Genomic DNA, 22,623 nt, shown 5'->3' with positions numbered 1-22,623 from the left:
GTGGAGGGCCGTCTAAGCGTGATTCCGAAAAGTTGCAGACTTTTCGGAGCCAATCACGCGGCTGGAAACCGCGCGCGGCGAAAGTCTTGCGACGGCGCGCTTATGGACGAAGACGACGCTGCGATCAAGACGGGTGCTGCAAGCGGATTTTGAGGCTCTATTCGTCCAGCTCGATCTTTGCTGCTGGCGGCGCTGCCTTGCCGGATCCACGTTTCACGTTGCGCCGGATCATGCCGAAATCGGCGCCGCCGGTGGCGAAGGCGGTGACGAAGTAGAGCGTCGCTCCGCCGGCTACCAGCGCCAGCAGTGTCGTCGCCTTTATGACCAGCGGCGAGCCGGGACCCAGCCTTGTGGCGAACCAGTGCTCGGCGAAATAGAGGACGACAGCCATCACCGCAGCTGACAGCACCAGCCTGGGAATGCGCTTCAACAGCGGGATGTCGCGGCCCCAATGGCCGCGCCGGATCAGCACGGCGAGCAGCATCATTGCGTTGACCCAGCCGGCGACGGCCGATGCGACCGCGATGCCCGGCGCGCCCATCGTCGGGAACAGCGTCAGCGCGGTGGCGACGTTCACGCCGACCGAGATGGCGGCGAACATCATCGGCGTGCGCGTGTCCTCGCGGGCGAAATAGCCAGGCGTGAAGGCTTTGATCAGCACGAAGGCCGGCAGGCCGAGGCCGAAGATCGCCAGGATCGAGGCCACGATCGGCGTCGAGTGGTTGGCGGCAAACGCGCCGCGCTCATAGACCAGCCGCACGATCGGCTCTGACATCACCCAGAGTGCGGCCGCCGCCGGCAAGGTCATGAACAGCGTGAACTCGACCGAGCGGTTCTGCAGGTTGGCCGCCTCGATCAGGTTGCCTGACTTCAGCGCCCGAGATAGTTCGGGCAGCAGCACGATCGCCACAGCCACGCCGACGACGCCGAGCGGCAGCTGATAGATGCGGTCGGCATAGGCGAGCGAGGACACCGCGCTGTCCTGCGCCGAGGCGATCGCCGTGCCGATCAGCTGGTTGATCTGGGTGATGCCGCCGGTGATCGCCGCCGGCAGCGCCAGGATCAAGAGCCGCTTGACGCTCGGCGTCATCCTGGGCCGGCGGAAACCGATCGAGATGCCGGCGTTGCGCACCGCCACCCAGACGATGGCGAGCTGCACTAGGCCCGCCACAAGCACGCCCCAGGACAGGCCGAAGCCGACATCATGCGCGTCCAGTCCGTGATACCAGGCGTAACCCAGCACGCTGATTAGGATGATGTTGAGGAAGGCCGGCGCGATCGCTGCCGCGAAATAGCGGCGCAGCGAGTTCAGCATGCCGGCCATCATGGCGCCGAGCGACATGCAGATGAGATAGGGGAACATGATGGTCGCGAGCGTGACCGTCGTCTCGAACTTGCCCGGCGTGTCGGCAAAGCCCGGCGCCACCAGGTAGCGCACGATCAGCGGCATCGCCAGTTCCATGGCGATGGTCAGTGCCAGCAGCGCCGAGAACAGCACGCCGAACACTTCCTCGGAAAAGCGCTTGGCGCCCTCGGTGCCGTGCGTCTCGATCTCCTTGGCGAACAGCGGCACGAAGGCGGCGTTGAAGGCGCCCTCGGCGAACAGCCGGCGGAAGGTGTTGGGAAACTGGAAGGCGGCGTTGAAGGCGTCGGCCACCGGTCCCGTGCCCAGCGCCGCCGCCATCAGCATCTCGCGGCCGAAGCCGAGCGCGCGGCTCATCAGCGTGCCTGAAGCGACCGTGGCGAATTTCTTGACAAGGCTCATGCGCGGAGAGACTGCCTGTGCGATTGGGACAAAGTGATGGTCACTCGGCGGCGGCCTTGGCCTTGCCGCCGCGCTCCGGCGCGATGCCTTCGAGCGATTCGATCAGCCGCTTGTGGATGGTGGCCATGCGCGTCGGGCTGTCGATCTTCTGTCCGGTGAGGTCGGTGACATAGAAGGTATCGATGACCTTCTCGCCGAAGGTGGTGATGTGGGCCGAGGCGATGTCGAGGGACAGGTCCGAGAGCGCGCCGGTGACCTCGGACAGCAGGCCCGGCCGGTCGAGCCCTTCGATCTCGATCACCGAGAAGCGATTCGACAGCGTGTTGCGGATCTCGGCGCGCGGCGGAATGCGGAAGACCTTGGCGCCGCGCCTCGGCTTGGTGCGCTTTTCGATCATTTCGGGCAGCCAGCTCTTGCCCGACAGCACGTCCTCGATCAGCCGGCCGACGCGCTCGGCGCGGCGGCGCTCGTCCTCGTCGCGGTCAAACTCTCGCGAGATCAGGATGGTATCCAGCGCCCGGCCGTCGGAGGTCGTGAAGATCTGCGCGTCGACAATATTGCCGCCGGCGCCGGCGCAGGCGCCGGCAATCACCGACAGCAGGCGCGGATGGTCCTGCGCCAGGACGGTGATCTCGGTCACCGCCTCGAACTGGTGGGTCTTGACCATCGTGGAGAGCTTCTTGCCTTGCACATCCGCCTCGCGGACGAATTCGGCGTGGCGCAGCTGGTCGGCGAGGTCGACGGTCAGCAGGTAGTTCTCGTAGTGCTGGGCGACGTAGCGCTTGCGTTCCTTCGCCGGCCAGCCGGCCAGCGCCTCGGCCAGCCGCTCGCGCGCCGCGGAAGTGCGCTCGGCGCGCGACACCTCCGAGAAGCCACCGGTCAGCAGCAGCTCGGTTTCGTAGTAGAGCGTGCGCAGCAGTTGTCCCTTCCAGCCGTTCCAGACGCCAGGGCCGACGCCCCTGATGTCGCAGACGGTGAGGATCAAAAGCATCTTCAGCCGCTCCACCGACTGCACGATCGAGGCGAAATCCTCGATCGTCTTGCGGTCGTTGAGGTCGCGCGTCTGCGCCGTCATCGACATGACCAGATGGTTCTCGACCAGCCAGGCGACGGTTTCGGTGTCGGCGGCCGACAGCCCCATATGCGGGCAGATGCGCCGTGCGATCCTGGCGCCGGCCTCCGAATGGTCCTCCGGCCGTCCCTTGGCGATGTCGTGCAGCAGCACGGCGACATAGAGCGCCTCGCGGCTCTTCTTCAGCCCAGGCATCAGCGCGTGCGACAGCGGATGCACCTTCTCGCCGTCGCCGCGTTCGATCTCGGCCAGCACGCCGATGCAGCGGATCAGGTGCTCGTCCACCGTATAGTGGTGGTACATTGAGAACTGCATCATGGCGACGATCTTGCCGAAATCCGGGATCAGCCTGCCGAGCAGCCCGGCCTCGTTCATGCGCCTCAGATTGAGCTCGGCGTTGCGGTCCGAGGTCAATATGTCGAGGAACAGCCGGTTGGCCTCCTCGTCGCGCCTCAGCGCCTTGCCGACGAGGCCGAGCGAGCGGGTGAGCAGCTTCAGCGCGTCGGGATGGAATTCCAGCCCGTGCTTGTCGGCGAACCAGAACAGCCTGAGCAGATTGACCGGGTCGCGCTCGAACACCATGTCGTCGGCGACGTTGATGCGGTGGTTGTCGACGATGAAATCGGAGGTGCCGGCGAGCTTGCGCTTGCGCCGCGAGAAGGTGAGGAAGATGCGGTTGAAGCCCGGCACGTGCTTGGCCTGCTCTTCCTCGAGCGCGGCGCAGAAGATGCGCGTGAGGTCGCCGACGTCCTTGGCCACGAGGAAGTAGTGCTTCATGAAGCGCTCGACCGCCGACAGGCCGGGATGGCTGGTATAGCCGAGCCGTTCGGCGATCTCGCGCTGGATGTCGAAATGCAGCCGTTCCTCGGCCTTGCCGGTGAGGAAGTGCATGTGGCAGCGCACCGCCCAGAGGAAATCCTCGGCCTTACGGAATTCCCGGTACTCGGCCTCGGTGAAGACACCCTTCTCGACCAGCTCCTCGCCGGTGCGCACCCGGTAGAAATATTTGCCGATCCAGAACAGGGTCTGCAGGTCGCGCAGGCCGCCCTTGCCGTCCTTGACGTTGGGTTCGACCAGATAGCGGCTCTCGCCAGCCTTGGCGTGGCGCTCGTCGCGCTCGGCAAGCTTGGCCTGCACATATTCGGGCCCGGTCGTGCGCACCACCTCATGGTCGAAACGCGTCAAAAGCTCGTCATAAAGCTTCTGCTCGCCCCACAGGAAACGCGCCTCGAGGATCGAGGTGCGGATGGTGATGTCGGTGCGCGACAGCCTGAGGCATTCGTCGATGTTGCGCGTGGCGTGGCCGACCTTCAGGCCGAGATCCCACAGCATGTAGAGCATGTATTCGACGATCTGCTCGCCCCAGGGCGTCTGCTTGTAGGGAAGCAGGAACAGGAGGTCGATGTCGGAGCCCGGCGCCAGCGTGCCGCGGCCGTAGCCGCCCACCGCCACCACCGCCATGCGCTCGGCCGCGGAGCGGTTCTTGACGCGATAGACGTGGGTCGCGGCGAAATCGTAGAGCGCCCGGATGAGTTCGTCCATGACATGCGACAGCCGGGCGGCGCAGGCGGTGCCGCCGCCATCCTCCCTCAGCATGGCTTCCGCGATCCTGCGGCCATCGGCCAGCCGGGCCTTGAGCAGCTGGAGAACGGCCGCGCGCGTTGCCTGCCCGGAACCGTCGCCGGCATGGGCCGCGGTCAGCGTCGTCATGTCGCCGCGCAGCATCACGCCGTCGATCAACTCGTCGAGTTTCAGGGAGATCTTTGCCATATGCCCGTGTCGGCCTTGCCTTTTTGGCGGCGTCTATAGCGCGTTTTCTCGGTGCTGGGTATGGGGCGGACGGACACGCCGACAATACGGGATTCCGCTGCCTCGACCGGCCGGCAATCGCCTGGCGAGAAAAATTACAGTCGACCCTTGACCTTCCAGTTACTGGAAGCACTACCTCGGCCTCAGATCGAGACATGAGAGGCATTCCCAATGGCCCATTCCGACCATGATCACCACGCTCACGGCGCCGGCTGCTGTTCCGCGAAGGGCGCCGCGCCTGTCGCGGAGGCGGTCATTCGCGATCCGGTCTGCGGTATGACGGTCGATCCCGCCGCCGGCAAGCCGACCGCCGAGCATGGCGGCCACGTCCATCATTTCTGCAGTGAGGGCTGCCGTTCGAAATTCGTCGCGGAGCCGGAAAAATACCTGACCGCCACCGATCCCGTTTGCGGCATGAGCGTCGACCGCTCCAGCGCCAGGCACTTTCTCCGCCATGAGAGTCAAGGCTTCTACTTCTGCTCGGCCGGCTGCAAGGGCAAGTTCGAGGCGGAGCCGGCAAAGTATCTCGGCGAGCGCGCGGCGCCGCAGCCGATGCCGAAAGGCACGCAGTACACCTGCCCGATGCATCCCGAGATCATCCGCGACAAGCCGGGCGCCTGCCCGATCTGCGGCATGGCGCTGGAGCCGATGGGCGTGCCGACCGGTGACGAGGGCCCTAACCCTGAACTGGTCGACTTCACCCGGCGATTCTGGGTCAGCGCGGTGCTGTCCCTGCCCCTTCTCGTCATCGCCATGGCGCCGATGCTCGGCCTGAGCTTCGAAAGCCTCGTCGACGACCGCACGAAGACATGGGCGGAGCTGGCGCTGGCGAGCCCGGTGGTGCTGTGGGCAGCGTTCCCGTTCTTCCATCGCGGCTGGGACTCGATCCGCAACCGCAGCCCCAACATGTGGACGCTGATCTCTCTGGGCGTCGGCGCGGCCTATTCCTACAGCGTCGCCGCCACGCTGTTCCCGGACATCTTTCCGCACCAGTTCCGCGGCCATGGCGGCGCCGTGCCTGTCTATTTCGAGGCTGCCGCCGTCATTGTGGCACTGGTGTTCCTCGGCCAGGTGCTGGAGCTCAGGGCCCGCGAGCGCACCGGCTCGGCCATCCGCGCGCTGCTCGACCTGGCGCCGAAGACAGCGCGGCTGATCGGCGCCGACGGCTCCGAGAGTGACGTGCCGCTCGACACCGTCAAGGCCGGCGACCGGCTGCGCATTCGGCCGGGCGATGCCGTCCCGGTCGACGGCGTCGTGCTCGAGGGACGCTCGGCAATCGACGAATCGATGATCACCGGAGAGCCGCTGCCGGTGGAAAAGACCGAGGGCGACGCCCTGACCGGTGGCACGCTCAACAAGAACGGCTCGCTGGTCATGCGCGCCGAGCGCATCGGCGCCGAGACGACGCTGTCGCGCATCGTCGAGCTGGTCGCCAAGGCGCAGCGCTCGCGCGCGCCGATCCAGGGACTGGCCGACCGCGTCTCCTTCTATTTCGTCCCGGCCGTGGTGCTGGTGGCACTCGCCGCCTTCGCCGCTTGGGCGGTCCTCGGGCCGCAGCCCAGCCTGATCTTCGCCATCGTCTCGGCGGTGTCGGTGCTGATCATCGCCTGCCCCTGCGCGCTGGGGCTGGCGACGCCAATGTCGATCATGACCGCGACCGGGCGCGGCGCCCATGCCGGCGTACTGATCAAGGAGGCGGCGGCACTGGAGCGCTTCGCTTCGGTGGACACGTTGATAGTCGACAAGACCGGCACCTTGACCGAGGGCCGGCCACGGCTGACCGACGTCGTCGCCGCCGGCGGCATCGCGGAAAACGAATTGCTGGCGCTGGCCGCCGCGCTTGAGAAGGGTTCGGAGCATCCGCTCGCCGAGGCGATCGTCGAGGGCGCGGCCGAACGCGGCATCAAGATAGCTGACGCCAGCGATTTTGAGGCGGTCACCGGCAAGGGTGTCTCCGGCACGGTGGCGGGCAACAAGGTCGCGCTCGGCAATCCGGCGATGATGGCCGATCTCGGCGTCGACACGGGCTCCGTTTCGGCGCAGGCGGGTGCACTGCAGGGCGAGGGCAAGACCGCGATGTTTGTCGCCGTCGATGGCCGGCTCGCCGGCATCGTTGCCGTCGCCGATCCGGTCAAGGCAACGACGGCCGAGGCGATCAGGGCGCTGCATGACAGCGGCTTGCGGATCATCATGGCGACCGGCGACAATGAGCGCACGGCCAGGGCGATCGCCGGCAAGCTCGGCATCGACGAGGTGCGCGCCGGTCTGCTGCCCGAGCAGAAGGGCGCGCTGGTCGAAGAACTGCGGGCAAAGGGCGCCGGCGTCGCCATGGCCGGCGACGGCGTCAACGATGCGCCGGCACTTGCCGCCGCCGATGTCGGCATCGCCATGGGCACCGGCGCCGATGTCGCGGTGGAAAGCGCGGGCATCACGCTGGTCAAGGGCGATCTCAACGGCATCGTCAGGGCCCGCACGCTTGCCCGGGCGACGATCCGCAACATCCGCCAGAACCTGTTCTTCGCCTTCCTCTACAACGTGCTCGGCGTGCCCGTCGCGGCCGGCGTGCTCTACCCGCTCACCGGCACGCTGCTGTCACCGATGATCGCGGCGGCGGCGATGAGCCTGTCCTCGGTCTCGGTCATCGGCAACGCATTGCGGCTGCGAACGTTGAAACTCTGACAGAAGCTCCCAAATACGACATTCCATCAACAGGAGATAACGGATGACCTTGGCCAAGAAGATCGTGTTGCTGCTGATGGCGGCGGGGATGCTGCTCGCTGTCTTCCTCGAAAGCGTGCCCGCGCAGTCCGAGGAGATGAAGCACGACATGTCCGGCATGGCGATGGGGGCGGAGAGCCCGTCGACCGCCGGCTACAAGGCGGCGATGGACAAGATGCATGCCGCCATGATGGTCGAATATACCGGCGATGCCGATGTCGACTTCGTCCAAGGCATGATCCCGCACCACCAGGGTGCAATCGACATGGCCAAGGTGGTTCTCGCCAACGGCAAGGATCCGGAAATCCGCAAGCTGGCCGAAGGCGTCGTCAAGGCGCAGGAGGCCGAGATCAAGGAGATGCAGGCCTGGCTCGCCGCCCATCCGGCGAAGTAAGGCATCGGGCGGCCAGGCCAGGAGCCGGCGCCGACTTTTCATCTGGATTCCCGTATCGGCTGTGATGCGATCCTGCGCCAAGCGGAGCCTGCCATGTCCTCACCAATCAGAACCACCGCGCTGCCCTCGGGCGAAGCCTTGCCTGTGCTCGGCCAGGGCACCTGGAAAATGGGTGAGGACGGCCGCCGCCATGCCGACGAGGTGAAGGCCTTGCAACTCGGGCTGGATCTCGGCATGACATTGATCGACACCGCCGAAATGTATGCCAGCGGCGGCGCCGAGAAGGTGGTGGCGGAGGCGATTGCCGGGCGCCGCGACGAGGTCTTCCTGGTCTCCAAGGTGCTGCCGTCCAACGCCTCGCGCGCCGGTGTGCAGCGGGCCTGCGAAAATAGCCTGAGGCGCCTCGCCACCGACCGCATCGATCTCTATCTGCTGCACTGGCCGGGCAGCGTGCCGCTGACCGAGACCGTCGAGGCCTTCGAGGCGTTGAAGGCGGCCGGCAAGGTCCGCCATTGGGGTGTCAGCAATTTCGACACCGATGAAATGGAGGAATTGGTCGGCCTGCGCGACGGCGGCAACGTCCAGACTAACCAGGTGCTCTACAACCTGTCGCGTCGCGGCCCCGAATTCGACCTAGTGCCCTGGAGCCGGCAGCGCGGCATCCCGCTGATGGCCTATTCGCCGGTCGAGCAGGGCGCGCTGGCGCGCAATGCCCGGCTGGAAGCCATCGCCGCCCGCCACAATGCCACGGCCGCACAGATCGCCCTTGCCTGGGTGATGGCGCAGCCCGGCGTCATCGCCATTCCGAAGGCGGGTAGACAGGAGCATGTCCGCCAGAACGTCGCCGCGCTCGACATCAGCCTGACGCCGCAGGATCTCGCCGAGCTCGACCGCGCCTTCCCGCCGCCGACGCGCAAGCGCGGGCTGGAGATGATCTAGCCGAAAACCTCACTTCGGATTTTGGGACTGGACAGAGAGCAAGCATTGGAACGAATTTCAGCTGGACCTCATCACACGACCTATAAGATCGGCAACCTGACCGTCACATCGCTGCGCGACGGTTATGTCGACATGCCGGTCCGGCGACTGCGCCAGCCGGAAGACAAGCCTTTCGGCGATGATCTCCCGCTGCAGGTACCACTCTTCGACGGTGCACTCAGATTGTCGGTGAATGCCTTTGCTGTCGACGACAGTCATGAAATCACGCTGATCGATACGGGATCCTCGAACGCCTGGCACCCGACGATGGGGTTTCTGCCGCAGGCGCTAAGCGAAGCGCAGATTGCCGTCGATCGAATACGCACGGTTGCCTTCACCCACACGCATCTCGACCATATCCACGGGCTTATCCTTGCCGATGGTCGGGACGGTTTCCCGCAGCTGTCCCGCTTGCTTGTCCCTCGGGCTGAGCTCGACATGTTCCGGTCGGTAGCAAGGTTGAGCCGCTTTCATGAGCGAGCTCAGCCTTTGGATCCGGGACAGCGTCTGGACCCGAACATCGAGGCGATCGCCGCGCCGGGACATGAAATCGGCCATACCTGCTTTCGTGTCACGAGCGGGGGCGAAACATTGTTGGTCTGGGGCGACCTCGTCCATGTGCCGTCGCTTCAGTTCGATCGGCCGGAGGTCGCATGGGAGTTCGACGCCGACCAGGAACAGGCGCGGGCAAGCCGGTTGCAAATTTTGGCCCTCGCCGCCGACAACGCCTATTGCGTTGCAGGAGCGCATCTCGATTCACCGGGCGTTGGCCGGATTTCCCGAACCGAGACAGGCTTCTGCTTCGAACCAGTGTAGGAACCGCGGCTAGATCTTAGCCGGTAGCCCAAGCCGCATCCGCAGTCGCCGCAGTGTCCTTGAAAATACATCGAGGTCATTGGCGGCGCGGGCAAGCGTGAGCGCGCCCTGGATGGCGGCGACGGATTCTTCGGCAAGCTCGGCCGCATCGGCCTTTCCATGTCCACCCCGCGCGAGCGCATCGGCGAGATGCGTGACCCAGCGGCCGAAATAGTCCCTTATCTGGCCGGCGAAGAGGTCGCGCGATTCATCCAGCGCGAAGGCGCCGATCAGGCAAACCCGACGCCCCGAGCGGAAGTAGCTGTCCGTCGCCTCGAACATGTGCTCGATCCCGGCCAGCGCATCCGTGCGGTCGCGCAGAGGCGCAAAGACATTGTCCTCGAACCAGCCATCGATATGGGCAATGACGGCTCTCGCCATCTCTTCCTTACCGCCGGGAAAGAAGTGGTACAGGCTCCCCTTGCCGAGCCCCGTCGCTTCGCCGATCAAGGACAGGCTGGCGCCCTCATAGCCATGCTCGCGGAAAACTTCCGCGACGATCCCCAGCAACTGGTCTCGGTCGGGCGCGATGCGTCGCATGCTTTGCTAGAGCCCGAGGTCCGAAAGTCCGGGATGGTCGTCCGGCCGCCTGCCCAGCGGCCAATGATATTTCCGGTCGCTTTCGGTAATCGGCAGGTCGTTGATGCTCGCCACGCGCCGGCGCATCAGCCCGGCGTCGTCGAATTCCCAGTTCTCGTTGCCGTAGGAGCGGAACCAGTGGCCGCTGTCGTCGCGCCATTCATAGGCGAAGCGCACGGCAATGCGGTTGTCGTTCCAGGTCCACACCTCCTTGATCAGGCGGTAATCGAGCTCGCGCGCCCATTTGCGCCTGAGGAAGCCGACGATCTCGCCGCGGCCAGAGATGAATTCGGCCCGGTTCCGCCAGATGCTGTCCTCCGTATAGGCGAGCGAAACCCGTTCGGGGTCGCGGCTGTTCCAGGCGTCCTCGGCAAGCCGTGCCTTTTGCGCTGCGGTCTCGGCCGTGAATGGCGGCAATGGCGGACGGCTCATGAAAATCTCCTATCGGTTCCGATCATCGGCAACCGACATTGTACCGAATGGTACAATGAGTCAATGGCGAGGCGGATGATGCAGACAGAAGCTATGGCTTCCCCGCCATCCCCTTCAGACGGTACAGCGCCTCCAGCGCTTCGCGCGGCGTCATCTCGTCGGGATTGATGCCGCCGAGCGCTTCGCTAAGCGCATCGCTCTTCACCGGCTTTTGCGCTTCGCGTTTCACCGCCACCGAAAACAGCGGCAGGTCGTCGACAAGGCGGTTGGTCTTGCCGGAAACCTCGCCCTCTTCGAGCTGGTGCAGCACCTCTTTCGCCCGCGCCACCACGGCCTCCGGCAGGCCGGCGAGCCGCGCCACCTGCACGCCGTAGGAACGGTCGGCAGCACCTTTGCCGACCTCGTGCAGGAACACCACTTCGCCTTCCCATTCCTTGACCCGCATCGTCACGTTGGAGAGGCGTGGAAGCTTGCCGGCCAGCGCCGTCATCTCGTGGAAATGGGTGGCGAAGATCGCCCGGCAGCGGTTCTTCTCGTGCAGATATTCCACCGCCGCCCAGGCGATCGACAGGCCGTCGAAGGTCGCCGTGCCGCGGCCGATCTCGTCGAGGATGACCAGCGCCCGCTCGCCCGCCTGGTTGAGGATCGCCGCCGTCTCGACCATCTCGACCATGAATGTCGAGCGGCCGCGCGCCAGATCGTCGGACGCGCCGACGCGCGAGAACAGCCGGTCGACGACGCCGATATGGGCGCTCTCGGCCGGCACGAAGGAGCCGGTCTGGGCGAGGATGGCGATCAGCGCGTTCTGCCGCAGGAAGGTCGACTTGCCGCCCATGTTGGGACCGGTCAAAAGCCAGATGGCGCCGGCCTTGGCGCCGCCTTCCGGCGAAAGATTGCAGTCGTTGGCGACGAACGGGCCTTCGCCCGTGCGGCGTAGCGCCTGCTCGACCACCGGATGGCGGCCGCCTTCGATCTCGAAGGCGAGGCTGGAATCCACCTCGGGCCGGCACCAGGCCTCGCTTTCCGAGAGTAGCGCAAGGGCGGCCGACACGTCGAGCACGGCAAGCGCATCGGCACCGGCGCGGATGCCGTTCGCCTCGGCAACGACTTCCGCCGTCAGCCGGTCGAAGGTGGCGAGCTCGATGCTCAACGTCCGGTCGGCGGCATTGGCGATCTTCGATTCCAGCTCGGCGAGCTCCGTCGTGGTGAAGCGCATGGCATTGGCCATGGTCTGCCGGTGGATGAAACGGGCCTTGCTCTCGTCGCTGCCGGTCATCGCCGCATGATGGTTGGCGGTGACCTCGATGTAATAGCCGAGCACATTGTTGTGCCGGATCTTCAGCGAGCGGATGCCGGTCTCCTCGATCAGCGAGCGCTCCAGTCCGGCGATCACCTTGCGCGACTCGTCGCGCAGCGCCCGCATTTCGTCGAGCTCGGCGTGGTAGCCGCCGCGCACGAAACCGCCGTCGCGCTTGAGCAGTGGCAATTCCTCGTCCAGCGCCTGGCCGAGATGCTCGCGCAGATCGCGCGGCAAGGCCTTGATCGAAGCCAGCGCCGCCGCAAGTTCCTCAGGCAGGCCGGTCGCCGCGAACAGCTGCGCGATCGCGTCCGCCGCCTCGAAGCCGGCGCGCAGCGCGCCGAGATCGCGTGGGCCGCCACGGTTGAGCGCCAGCCTGGACAGCGCGCGCGGCATGTCGGCGACGCTCTTCAGGCTCGTCCGCGCCGCCTGGCAGAGCCGGGTTTCAGCGCGGAAGAACGACACCGAATCGAGCCTTGCGCCGATCGCCGCCGCATCGGTCAGCGGCGCCATCAGCCGGTCGGCGAGCAGCCTCGCACCACCGCCGGTCACCGTGCGGTCGATCGCCTTGAACAGCGAGCCGTCGCGGCTGCCCGACAGCGTGCGCAACAGCTCCAGATTGGCGCGTGTCGCCGGATCGATGAACAGCGTCGAGCCGCTCTCCTCGCGCTCCGGCCGCGACAGTGGCGGCCGTTCGGCCTTCTGCGTCTTCTCGACATAGGCGATCGCGCCGGAGATCGCCGACAGCTCGGCGCGCGAAAACGTGCCGAAACTGTCCGGCGTCGCCACCTCGAAGAAGCGCGCGATCCTGCCCGCCGCCGAGGCCGAATCGAACAGCGAGGGCGGCTGCGGGTTGGCGACTCGGCCGAGCACGTCGAACAGCGGCTTCAGCTCCGCATCGTGGAACACCGGCTCGGCGACGATCAGCTCGCGCGGGTCGACACGGAATATGTCGGCCAGCAGCCGATCGGCGCTGGTCTCGGCGACGCGGAAGACGCCGGTCGAGATTTCGATCCAGGCCAGCGCGAAGGCATGATCGCTGCTGCCGCCCTTCACGCGTCCGAGCGCCATCAGAAAGCTCGATTCCGACGGCGCCAGCAATTTGTCCTCGGTGATGGTGCCGGGCGTCACCAGCCGCACCACGTCGCGCCGCACCACCGATTTGGCGCCGCGCTTCTTGGCCTCCGCCGGATCCTCGATCTGCTCGCAGACGGCAACGCGAAAACCTTGCGCGATCAGCTTCTGCAGATAGTCGTCCGCCGCATGCACCGGCACGCCGCACATCGGGATGTCATGGCCCTGGTGCTTGCCGCGCCGCGTCAGCACGATGCCGAGCGCCCGGCTTGCCTTCTCGGCGTCGTCGAAGAACAGCTCGTAGAAATCGCCCATGCGGTAGAACAGGAGTGAATCCGGGTTCGCCGCCTTGATCTCGATATACTGCTCCATCATCGGCGTGACGCCGCCGCCAAAAGCCATCGGCGTGGTCGCCTCGGGGGCGTTGAGTTCGGTCGGGGTGCGCATATCCATGCCGGCACGCTAGCAGAAGCGCTGGCGTGGTTTAATGCCGGCGGCTTGAAAAACGGGGGACGACTGTCCGCAATCGGCGCCTTTGGACCGCCGGCCATCATGTTGCCTCCGGCCAGGGGACGACATAAAGATCGTCCGAGGTCAGTGGCGGATTGTGGGCTTGGACAAGGACGGGCACGAGACATTCGAGGAGATGGTCGGGCCGATCAGCTCGCCATTCGAGCGCCTGTGGCTCAAGGCCGCGCGACGCGCCAACCGGACGGCGGGCAAGCTCAGGCTCTCAACGCAGAAGCGGGCTCCTTTCCTGCTTCCGGTCAAGGGCCCTCTCTCCGGTCTCGACGGCGGGATCAAGGTTGCCCTCTATGTGGTCAATCGCGATCCGCTGGTCCTTTACACGCCAATTGGCGGGCCACGTCCGCTCTGTTCCGTCGCCGTCCTCGGCCGGCGCCTGGCTTCGCGGCGGGCCGCATTCCTTCTTATGCCGAGCTGGACCCTGGAAAGGCGGCCGGCCGTCATCGAACAGCTGGGCAAGGACCTCGCGTGGTACGGCGCGCGCTTTCCGCAGCACGAAATCATCTTCCTCTGCAATACCGAGGAAGAACGTCGCCTGATCACCGGTGTTGGCGGCACCGCGATCTTCTCCAATCACAATCTGATGGTGTCGGAGGACGTGTTTCGGCCGCTGCCGGACGTTCCCGTCGAATTCGACGCCGTCTACAACGGCCGCATCTCGCACACCAAGCGGCATTACCTTGCATTCGACATCGAAAGGCTGGTCCATATCGCCGTTTCGATCGGCGAATTGCCGCCCGCCGGCGCGCGCGCCTTCATCCGCCGCCTGCAGGCGCAGTCGCCGCTTCACCGGATCGCCAATCCGATTGCCGACGGCATGACCGGAAGGCTGTCGCCGCAAGAGGTCAATCGCGTCTACAACCAGGCCGCGGTCGGGCTCTGCCTGTCGGCGAGCGAAGGAGCCATGTGCGCCAGCATGGAATATCTGATGGCCGGGCTGCCGGTCGTCAGCACGCCCAACCTCGGCGGTCGCGACGTCTATTTCGACCCGGACTATTGCCTGATGGCCGAGCCGGATCCGGCAGCGATCCGCCGCGCCGTCGAGACGCTGCGCGACCGCGCCATCCCGCGCGAGGAGATCCGCAACCGCACGCTGGCGAAGGTGCGGGCGCAGCGGCTGGAGCTCATCGATTTCCTGTCGGAGCTCTACAGGCGCATGGGCAGCAAGGAGCCGCCGCTCTCGCATTGGCCGTTTCCGGGCACCACCTCGCTGCGGCGATGGGCGCCGGCCAGCCAGCATGCGCGCGAGCTGGCAGCGCTCGCACCCTTGCCCGAAGGCGCCTGATCGAAGTCGCTCCGCCCGGCGCAGGAACAGCGTTTGCCCGACGCTTGGCGGTTTACAGCGGCGGCGTGTGGCCTTAAGCCGGAAGCTCACAAAAAAACATGGCGTCCATCTCAAGGGTGCCGCACCGGTGAGGAAATCAAGAGCATCATGGCCAGGAAAACCGAAAGCAGTGGCCCCTCCGTCAGCGCGCAGGAGGCGCTCGAATTCCACGCCATGGGACGGCCGGGCAAGCTGGAGATCGTCGCCACCAAGCCGATGGCGACGCAGCGCGACCTCAGCCTCGCCTATTCGCCGGGTGTCGCCGTTCCCGTCCGCGCCATCGCCGAGGATCCGAGCCGTGCCTTCGACTACACGACGCGCGGCAACATGGTCGCCGTCATCTCCAACGGCACCGCCATCCTCGGCCTCGGCAACCTCGGCGCGCTCGCCTCCAAGCCGGTGATGGAAGGCAAGGCGGTGCTGTTCAAGCGCTTCGCCGACGTCGATTCCATCGACCTCGAGGTCGACACCGAGGATGCCGACGAGTTCATCAACTGCGTGCGCTTCCTCGGCCCGTCCTTCGGCGGCATCAATCTGGAAGACATCAAGGCGCCGGAATGCTTCATCATCGAGCAGCGGCTGCGCGAATTGATGGACATCCCCGTCTTCCACGACGACCAGCACGGCACCGCCATCATCTCCGCCGCCGGCCTGATCAACGCGCTCGAGATCACCGGCCGCGACATGAAGACCACGAAGATGGTCTGCAACGGCGCCGGCGCCGCCGGCATCGCCTGCATCGAACTGATGAAGGCGATGGGCTTTTCTCCGGAGAACATCATCCTGTGCGACACCAAGGGTGTCGTCTTCCAAGGCCGCACCGAAGGTATGAACCAATGGAAGTCGGCGCATGCCGTCAAGACAGAGGCGCGTTCGCTGGCCGAGGCGCTCGACGGCGCTGATGTATTCCTCGGCCTCTCGGCCAAGGGCGCGCTGACCACCAAAATGGTGCAGTCGATGGCCAAGAACCCGATCATCTTCGCCATGGCCAATCCGGACCCCGAGATCACGCCTGAGGAAGTGGCCGAGATCCGCACCGACGCCATCATGGCGACAGGCCGCTCGGATTATCCGAACCAGGTCAACAATGTGCTGGGCTTCCCCTACATCTTCCGCGGCGCGCTGGATGTCCGGGCCACCACCATCAACGACGAGATGAAGATCGCCGCGGCGCGCGCGCTGGCCGAGCTGGCGCGCAAGGACGTGCCCGACGATGTCGCCGCCGCCTATCAGGGCAACCGGCCGAAATTCGGCCCCAACTACATCATCCCGGTGCCGTTCGACCCGCGCCTGATCGCCGCCATCCCGCTCGCCGTGGCCAAGGCCGCGATGGAATCCGGCGTCGCCCGCAAGCCGATCCTCGACCTCGGCCGCTACGCGCAGGAACTTTCCGCCCGCCGCGATCCGATCGCCTCCACGCTGCAGCGCATCTACGACCGCGTGCGCCGCCAGCCCAAGCGCATCGTCTTCGCCGAGGGCGAGGAGGAGCAGGTGATGCGCGCCGCCGTCTCCTATGTGAACCAGAATCTCGGCACCGCCATCCTGCTTGGCCGCGACGACGTCATCAAGGAGAACGCCAAGCACGCCGGCATCGAGCTCAACAAGCAGGGCATCGAGATCATCAATGCCAGGCTGTCGCGCCGCAACGGCATCTACACCGACTATCTCTACGAGCGCATGCAGCGGAAGGGTTTTCTGTTCCGCGACTGCCAACGGCTGATCAACAACGACCGCAACCATTTCGCCGCCTGCATGGTGGCGCTGGGCGATGCCGACGGCATCGTCACCGGCGTCACCCGCAACTATTCCACCGCGCTCGACGACATCCGCCGCGTCATCGACGCCAAGCCCGGCCACCGCGTCATCGGCGTCTCGATCGTGCTGGCCAGGGGCCGTACGGTCGTCGTCGCCGACACCGCCGTGCACGATATGCCCAACGCCGAGCAGATCGCCGACATCGCCGAGGAGGCGGCCGGCTTCGCCCGCCGCATGGGCTATGAGCCGAGGCTCGCCATGCTTGCCTATTCGACCTTCGGCCACCCGCAGGGCGAGCGCTCCGAGCGCGTCCAGGAGGCGGTGCGCATCCTCGACAAGCGCCGCGTCGATTTCGAATATGACGGCGAGATGGCGGCCGACGTGGCGCTGAATGCCCGCGCCATGGCGCAGTATCCCTTCATCCGGCTGACCGGCCCGGCCAACGTGCTGATCATGCCGGCGTTCCACTCGGCCTCGATCTCGACCAAGATGCTGCAGGAGCTCGGCGGCTCGACCGTCATCGGCCCGCTGTTGGTCGGCCTCAACAAGCCGGTGCAGATCGTCTCGCTGAACGCCAAGGATTCGGACATCGTCAACATGGCGGCGATCGCCGCCTACACGGCGGGGAATTAAAGGCGGACGCGCGCCCGGTCGGCGTCCAGGCCATAACAGATTGATAATATTCAGCTGATATAGAACCCCTCTTGCCGACTTGCCGTACCGGCATCTACGGCGCGCTCAGACCGCTAACTTGGGGGTGCGGCCATGAAGCATGACGGGGTTTCTGCATCCGTGGTCGGCCAGGGGGTCCACCACGACGAGCGGCTGGACGCGCTGCTCAGCATCACCGGTCGCATGGACGGCTATCTCTACCGCTGCCGCAACGACCAGTCCTACACGATGCTCTACATCAGCGACGGTATCTTCACCGTCAGCGGCTATCGGCCGAGCGATTTCATCCATAATGCGGTGCGCGACTACGTCTCGGCCATCCACCCGGATGACCTCGCCGCCGTCTATGCCGCCGTGGACACCGCGCTCGAGGCGCGCTGCAACTGGAATGTCGACTACCGCATCGTACCGCGGGTTGGCGAGCCGCTCTGGGTCCGCGAGATCGGCGGCGGCGTCTGGGACGAGGCCGGCGGGCTCGAATTCCTGGAAGGTTTCGTCGTCGACATCAGCGACCGCAAGGTCGTCGAGGACCTCAACGCCCAGCTGCTGCTCGACCTCAAGGCTGCCAACGAGGAACTGTCGGCGCAAAAGCGTGAGATCGAGCTGGCCAAGCAGCAGAGCGACCATTCGGCCAACCATGATCTCTTGACCGATCTGCCCAACCGGCGTGCCTTCCACAACGAGCTCAAATCGGTGATCGGCCGCTGCGCCGCCACCGGCGACGCGGCAGGTCTGCTGTTCATCGACCTCGACCGCTTCAAGGAGGTCAACGACACGCTTGGCCACGAGGCCGGCGATGCGCTGCTGCAGCGCGTCTCGGACAAGCTTCGCGCGATCCTGCGCAGCGCCGATTTCGTCGCGCGTCTCGGCGGCGACGAGTTTGCCTTCCTGTTTGCGGGCAAGCCGGACCAGGCCAGGGAGAAGGCGGTGCGCGTCGCGGAGCGCGTGCTGGAAAGGCTGCGCATCAAGGTTCCCGCCCCGAGCGGCGACATCCAGGTCGGCTGCACCGTCGGCGTTGCGATCTATCCGACGGAAGCGGCCGATCCCGACGCGCTTGTCGCGCTCGCCGATCGGCTGATGTATGTCGGCAAGAAGGAAGGCCGTGGCCGGCTGGTCACCTCCGACCAGTTGGTGCTGCAGCAATCCGAGGCCGGCCAGCCGTCGCGCCGCCAGCGTCGCATCGCATAGCTTCGACGGCCCGCGTCCATCGAACAGCACGGATAGGATCCTGCCACTATTGGCTGGACGATTTTGCCGCCGCCGAGGCCACCGCCCGCCACGGCGCTCAATGCGCGCGAGACCTTGTCTAGATTGGCCCTCGCCGTCGCCCTCGTCGCGCTCGGGCGCCCGGAGGAAGCCAAGGCCGTCGTCACTGAGGCCAGGCGCATGGACCAGGGGCTGACGGTCGCCTCGTTCGACTCGGTCGTCGGCCAGGAGCCGCACGATCTGCGCCAGCGGGTCTATTCGGCCCTGCGGCAGGTCGGGTTGAGTTGAAACGAAAAGGCCCGCGGCGCATAGCCGCGGGCCCTTCTTTCGAGATTGTAGGACCGATCAGAACGAGCGCTGGAAGCGGAGGATGCCGCCGATGCTGTTTTCCTTGTCGGCTTTGGTCCAGTTGGTGACGGTGTCTTCGCCGACATGCAGATAGTCGACTTCGGCCGTGATCTTGAGACCCTTGACGATTTCATAGGCAATGTTCGCCGCGACGCCGAAGTTCTTGCCTTCGTCATAGGAGAGCTGGGCGTTGAACGAGGTCTTCTCGTTGATGGTATAGGTACCACCGCCCCAGATTGCCCAGTTGCCGCTCCACTGCTTGTAGAAGCCGCGACCGTGTGCGTCGATGAAGTTGCCGGCGTCGTCGTTGAGATTGTCGTCGGTGCCGTAGCCGCCCATGATGAACAGCGACAGGTTGTCCATCGGCTTGACGTCCAGGCGCACCTTGCCGGCCACTTCTTCGTAGTTGCTGTCGTAAGCAACGACGCCGGTGATGGCGCCCCAGCCCTGCGTGTACTTCACGCCGCCGACGACATGCGGAACATAGCTGTCGATCGTGCCAACCGCGCCAGAGCCTTCTTCGAGCGAGACCACCGCCGAGAAGCCGTTGCCGGCGTCGAAGTAGTACTGAACGACGTTGGTGTCGAAATCGCCGTAGGGAACCAGGGTGTCCTGGATGACGGCGCCGGCGTAGCCGATGAACGAATCGAATGCCGATTCGTCCTTACCGACACGGAGACCACCGAGCTGGATCCAGGCAAATTTCACCGAGACGCCCTTGTCGCCAGCTGAATTGCTGGTTGCGGAGTTGCCGAAGTTGAAGCGCATTTCGGTGTAGGTCTTCAAGGTGCCGAGTTCGGTTTCCTGGCCGGTCCAGGTCTTGAAGGTGAAGCGGGCATTCTTCTTCCAGGTGTCCTGGACATCGCCGTCCTGGCGGTCCGTAGCGAGCGCACCATCGAACGAACCGACATCGCCAGCGCCGATGTCATAGCGGACATAGCCGCCGATGCGCAGACAGGTTTCGGTGCCGGGGATGTAGAAGTAGCCGGCGCCGTAGACGTCGCAGATCTTGACGTATTCGGCCGGTTCCGGCTCGGCGACGACGACCGCGTCGGCGGCGCGCGCGCCGGAAACTGCGATCAGGGCCGCAGCTGAGCCGAGAAGAAGGCTCTTGATGTTCATTTTCTGAATCTCCAGTCAAAAGTTAAACGGGTTTGATCTCTTGAAGGGCAGCGATGCCGCCCCCGTCCCCACGGTTGAAAAAGACGCGCATCGCGACGCTTCTTCGCTCTCCACATGGCCCATGCCTCAGCGCGCTTCAACAGAGATTGTGTCGTAAAAGCGGCTTTTGGAATCTTCGAAAAGTATTGTTGCGTAAATACCACGAATAAATTGTCGAATTCGGCACAAACGGCACAAGTTGTACAAACGAAACGTGCCTCTAAATTGGCGCAACCTGAGATAAATCCAACTATGACTATTCCATGAAATACCATTAGCCGACCAATTCAAGAGGCGGCTATTGTTGCTCAGCCGATTGATTTAAAGAAAAAAATCAAGCTTGCGGGCCGCTGGGCCTGCTGGCCGACGAAAAGTCGCGTGCGGCCAGCATGACTTCGCGCACTCTGTCGTGCTTGAGCATTTCAAGGGGAGTACGACCATCGAGATCGGGCGAAGGGCGGGTCAGCCAGAACCAGGCCAGTCTCGGATTGGCGATCACCGCCAGCACCTCGCTGATCCCCGCGGCCGGCCTGCCGTCGACGAACTGGGCGAGCGGGAAGACATGCTTGCGGCCGCCCTTGCGCAGGGCAATGACCTCGTTTCGCCTTTGCCAGCGATGCAGAGTCGAGCGCGCAATGCGGAAATTCTCTTCCAGATAGGTCGACCCTGCGACTTCGCCTGCCCAATCCTCGATCAGCACCGATTGTAGATCGTTGGTTCGCTCGCGCGGGTCGACGGAAGCGGATTTCCGGTCGACGATTGCCGATGCCAAAGCAGCGCTGTCATCCGAGGTATTCGCCGCGTCGCGCTGTGCGGCCGCCATAGCGTGGACCAACTCCGAAGCCAGGGCGCTCCATTCGCCCTTGAAAGAGCCAATCGCGAGCCTCTGTGCCTGCGGAAGGAAAGGCAGGCTTGCGGCAACATTGCCGGCAAAGGCGCTGGTTGAACTCAGGGTCTTTGCGTCAAGAACGACGCCATGCTGGATCAGCGCCTGTTGCACCGCCTCGGCCACGAGGCCCGCCAGGGCATCCTGCGATATCCCATCCGTCGGATTTTGAAATCTGGTCATGTATCTGTCTTGTGGGCCACGCGCGCTCCTCCCCAGCTGCGGCCGATTGAAATGGCTACAGCAGGAAGCGGAAATGGCAACAACGACAAACACAGCGACCTGACAGGTTGCTGTCTTCCATCTAACACCCCAACCGATTGAGCGCGTCCCGAAATGTCAGTCGCGAGACGCCTCAAATTGCGTGTAAGTGCGCTCTATGACAGGCGCACGACAGGCGAGCGGTCGGTTTCGCCGAAAGCGAAATTCATCGCGCCGCTGGCAAGATCAAAACACGCGAACGCCGGGGAGGCCGTGGCAGGAGGCCCGGCAAGGCGGTCCTGATACGCCCTGCTCCTACAGCAACCCCGCCAGCTGGGCCGCGCTGCGCAAATTCTGCCGCGGGCGCGGCCCGACCTGCTGGATCACCAGCCCGGCCGCCAGCGAGCCGAGGTTGCCGCAATCCTTCAGGCTGCGTCCCGCAGTGTAACCGTAGAGAAAGCCGGCGGCATAGAGGTCGCCGGCGCCGGTCGTGTCGACCAGTTCGCGGATCGTCGTCGCGTTGATGGTGACGGTCTCGTCGCCACGCACGATGACCGAGCCCTTTTCGGAGCGGGTGACGGCGGCGATCTTGCAATCCTTGCGGATCGCTTCCAGCGCGTCCTCGAAGGATGAGGTCTGGTAGAGCGATTTGATCTCGTGGCTGTTGGCGAAGACGATGTCGACGGTGCCCGAGCGCATCAGGTCGAGGAACTCGTCGCGGTAGCGGTCGACGCAGAAGGAATCCGACAATGTCATCGACACTTCGCGCCCGGCTTCGTGCGCCAGCCTTGCCGTTTGCCGGATCGCTTCCTTGGCGCGCGGCGGATCCCACAGATAGCCCTCGAAATAGGTGACCGCGGCGCCCGATGCCTTGTCAGCCTCGACATCTTCCGGCCCGAGCTCGACGCAGGCGCCGAGATAGGTGTTCATCGAACGCTCGCCGTCCGGCGTGACGAAGATCATCGATCGCGCCGTCGGCGGCTGGCCCTTTAGCGGCTTGGTGTCGAAGGCGACGCCCTGGGCCTGGATGTCGTGGGTGTAGATTTCGCCGAGCGGGTCGTTGGAGACCTTGCCGAAGAAGGCGGCGCGGCCGCCGAAGCTTGCAACGCCCGCCGCCGTGTTGCCGGCGCTGCCGCCGGAGGCTTCGATCGCCGGGCCCATGCGGCTGTAGAGCAGTTCGGCGCGCCTGGTGTCGATCAGGTTCATCGCGCCCTTGATGATGCCGTTGGTCTCGAGGAAAGCGTCGTCGCACTGGGCGATGATATCGACAATGGCATTGCCGATGCAAAGCACGTCATAATCCGGCATCAATCTCTCCGCCTCGAAACTTGCCGGCTTTCTGCCACGCCGGCCGGGCGCGGGTCTAGCGAGTTGCCGGCCTTTTGCCTACCCCGAAAATCGGTATCGGGCTCCGCGGCGCCGGCCAATGGCCGCGATTGTTCGTCGGCTGCTGCAGCCATCGCATCGAACTGGACCATATCGGCCGCGACGATGGCGGCTATGGTTGCTTCCGGATCGAAACATCTCCGTTCAATCGTCGGCTAGAAGCGATCCGATCGAAGTTTCTGAAGA

Annotated in this window: 16 protein-coding genes; 8 read left to right on the top strand and 8 right to left on the bottom strand. The window is 65.0% G+C overall.

Annotation, left to right across the window (positions count from 1 at the left end):
* Positions 1–157 precede the first annotated feature (157 nt).
* Together murJ and JG743_RS00915 are read right to left on the bottom strand one after the other, a co-directional pair.
* The gene (gene murJ / locus JG743_RS00920; RefSeq protein WP_202297166.1) at positions 158–1,765 is read right to left on the bottom strand and encodes a murein biosynthesis integral membrane protein MurJ; all 1,608 of its coding nucleotides are present in this window, start codon (positions 1,763–1,765) and stop codon (positions 158–160) included.
* A gap of 40 nt (positions 1,766–1,805) precedes the next feature.
* A complete protein-coding gene (locus JG743_RS00915; RefSeq protein WP_202297164.1) occupies positions 1,806–4,607 on the bottom strand; it encodes a [protein-PII] uridylyltransferase in 2,802 nt (933 codons plus the stop codon).
* Positions 4,608–4,817: 210 nt separating this feature from the next.
* On the opposite strand from JG743_RS00915, the gene JG743_RS00910 reads away from it, so the two are divergent.
* The 4 genes from JG743_RS00910 to JG743_RS00895 all read left to right on the top strand — a co-directional run bounded on the left by JG743_RS00910 (position 4,818) and on the right by JG743_RS00895 (position 9,552).
* Positions 4,818–7,325: a heavy metal translocating P-type ATPase gene (locus JG743_RS00910; protein WP_202297155.1), complete on the top strand. Its 2,508-nt coding sequence runs from the start codon at positions 4,818–4,820 to the stop codon at positions 7,323–7,325.
* Positions 7,326–7,368: 43 nt separating this feature from the next.
* Complete coding sequence (copM, locus tag JG743_RS00905) at positions 7,369–7,758, top strand: CopM family metallochaperone (protein ID WP_202297153.1); 390 nt, start codon at positions 7,369–7,371, stop codon at positions 7,756–7,758.
* Between the two features lie 93 nt (positions 7,759–7,851).
* Complete coding sequence (locus JG743_RS00900) at positions 7,852–8,697, top strand: aldo/keto reductase (protein WP_202297151.1); 846 nt, start codon at positions 7,852–7,854, stop codon at positions 8,695–8,697.
* 45 nt (positions 8,698–8,742) lie between these two features.
* The gene (locus tag JG743_RS00895) at positions 8,743–9,552 is read left to right on the top strand and encodes an MBL fold metallo-hydrolase (protein WP_202297149.1); all 810 of its coding nucleotides are present in this window, start codon (positions 8,743–8,745) and stop codon (positions 9,550–9,552) included.
* Positions 9,553–9,561: 9 nt separating this feature from the next.
* Here JG743_RS00895 and JG743_RS00890 read toward each other — a convergent pair whose 3' ends face one another.
* From JG743_RS00890 to mutS, 3 genes are all read right to left on the bottom strand, one after another.
* Entirely contained in the window at positions 9,562–10,131 is a 570-nt protein-coding gene (locus tag JG743_RS00890; protein ID WP_202297140.1) for a TetR/AcrR family transcriptional regulator, read from the bottom strand.
* Positions 10,132–10,137: 6 nt separating this feature from the next.
* Positions 10,138–10,602, bottom strand: a complete 465-nt coding sequence (locus JG743_RS00885; protein ID WP_202297138.1) for a nuclear transport factor 2 family protein — start codon at positions 10,600–10,602, stop codon at positions 10,138–10,140.
* A 91-nt stretch (positions 10,603–10,693) separates the two neighbouring features.
* Entirely contained in the window at positions 10,694–13,426 is a 2,733-nt protein-coding gene (mutS, locus tag JG743_RS00880; RefSeq protein WP_202297136.1) for a DNA mismatch repair protein MutS, read from the bottom strand.
* A gap of 160 nt (positions 13,427–13,586) precedes the next feature.
* Between mutS and JG743_RS00875 the strand changes: the two genes are divergently transcribed.
* The 4 genes from JG743_RS00875 (at position 13,587) to JG743_RS00860 (ending at position 18,743) form a co-directional block, all read left to right on the top strand.
* Positions 13,587–14,783, top strand: coding sequence for a glycosyltransferase (locus tag JG743_RS00875; RefSeq protein ID WP_202297134.1), 1,197 nt, complete (start codon positions 13,587–13,589; stop codon positions 14,781–14,783).
* Between the two features lie 147 nt (positions 14,784–14,930).
* Complete coding sequence (locus JG743_RS00870) at positions 14,931–17,210, top strand: NADP-dependent malic enzyme (protein WP_202297132.1); 2,280 nt, start codon at positions 14,931–14,933, stop codon at positions 17,208–17,210.
* A 132-nt stretch (positions 17,211–17,342) separates the two neighbouring features.
* Entirely contained in the window at positions 17,343–18,437 is a 1,095-nt protein-coding gene (locus JG743_RS00865; RefSeq protein WP_202297130.1) for a sensor domain-containing diguanylate cyclase, read from the top strand.
* Between the two features lie 114 nt (positions 18,438–18,551).
* A complete protein-coding gene (locus JG743_RS00860) occupies positions 18,552–18,743 on the top strand; it encodes a hypothetical protein (protein WP_202297128.1) in 192 nt (63 codons plus the stop codon).
* A 57-nt stretch (positions 18,744–18,800) separates the two neighbouring features.
* Here JG743_RS00860 and JG743_RS00855 read toward each other — a convergent pair whose 3' ends face one another.
* The 3 genes from JG743_RS00855 to JG743_RS00845 form a co-directional block, all read right to left on the bottom strand.
* On the bottom strand, positions 18,801–19,925 hold the full coding sequence (locus JG743_RS00855) for a porin (RefSeq protein WP_202297126.1): 1,125 nt from the start codon (positions 19,923–19,925) through the stop codon (positions 18,801–18,803).
* Between the two features lie 373 nt (positions 19,926–20,298).
* Positions 20,299–21,033, bottom strand: a complete 735-nt coding sequence (locus JG743_RS00850) for an antitoxin Xre/MbcA/ParS-like domain-containing protein (RefSeq protein WP_202302363.1) — start codon at positions 21,031–21,033, stop codon at positions 20,299–20,301.
* A gap of 333 nt (positions 21,034–21,366) precedes the next feature.
* Positions 21,367–22,359 carry an adenosine kinase gene (locus JG743_RS00845; protein ID WP_202297125.1) on the bottom strand — a complete coding sequence of 331 codons (993 nt, stop codon included), beginning with the start codon at positions 22,357–22,359 and terminating at the stop codon, positions 21,367–21,369.
* Positions 22,360–22,623 lie beyond the last annotated feature (264 nt).

Source organism: Mesorhizobium sp. 131-2-1 (assembly GCF_016756535.1).
In the GTDB taxonomy this organism is placed as follows: domain Bacteria; phylum Pseudomonadota; class Alphaproteobacteria; order Rhizobiales; family Rhizobiaceae; genus Mesorhizobium.
This window is presented reverse-complemented; position numbering and strand designations above follow the sequence as displayed.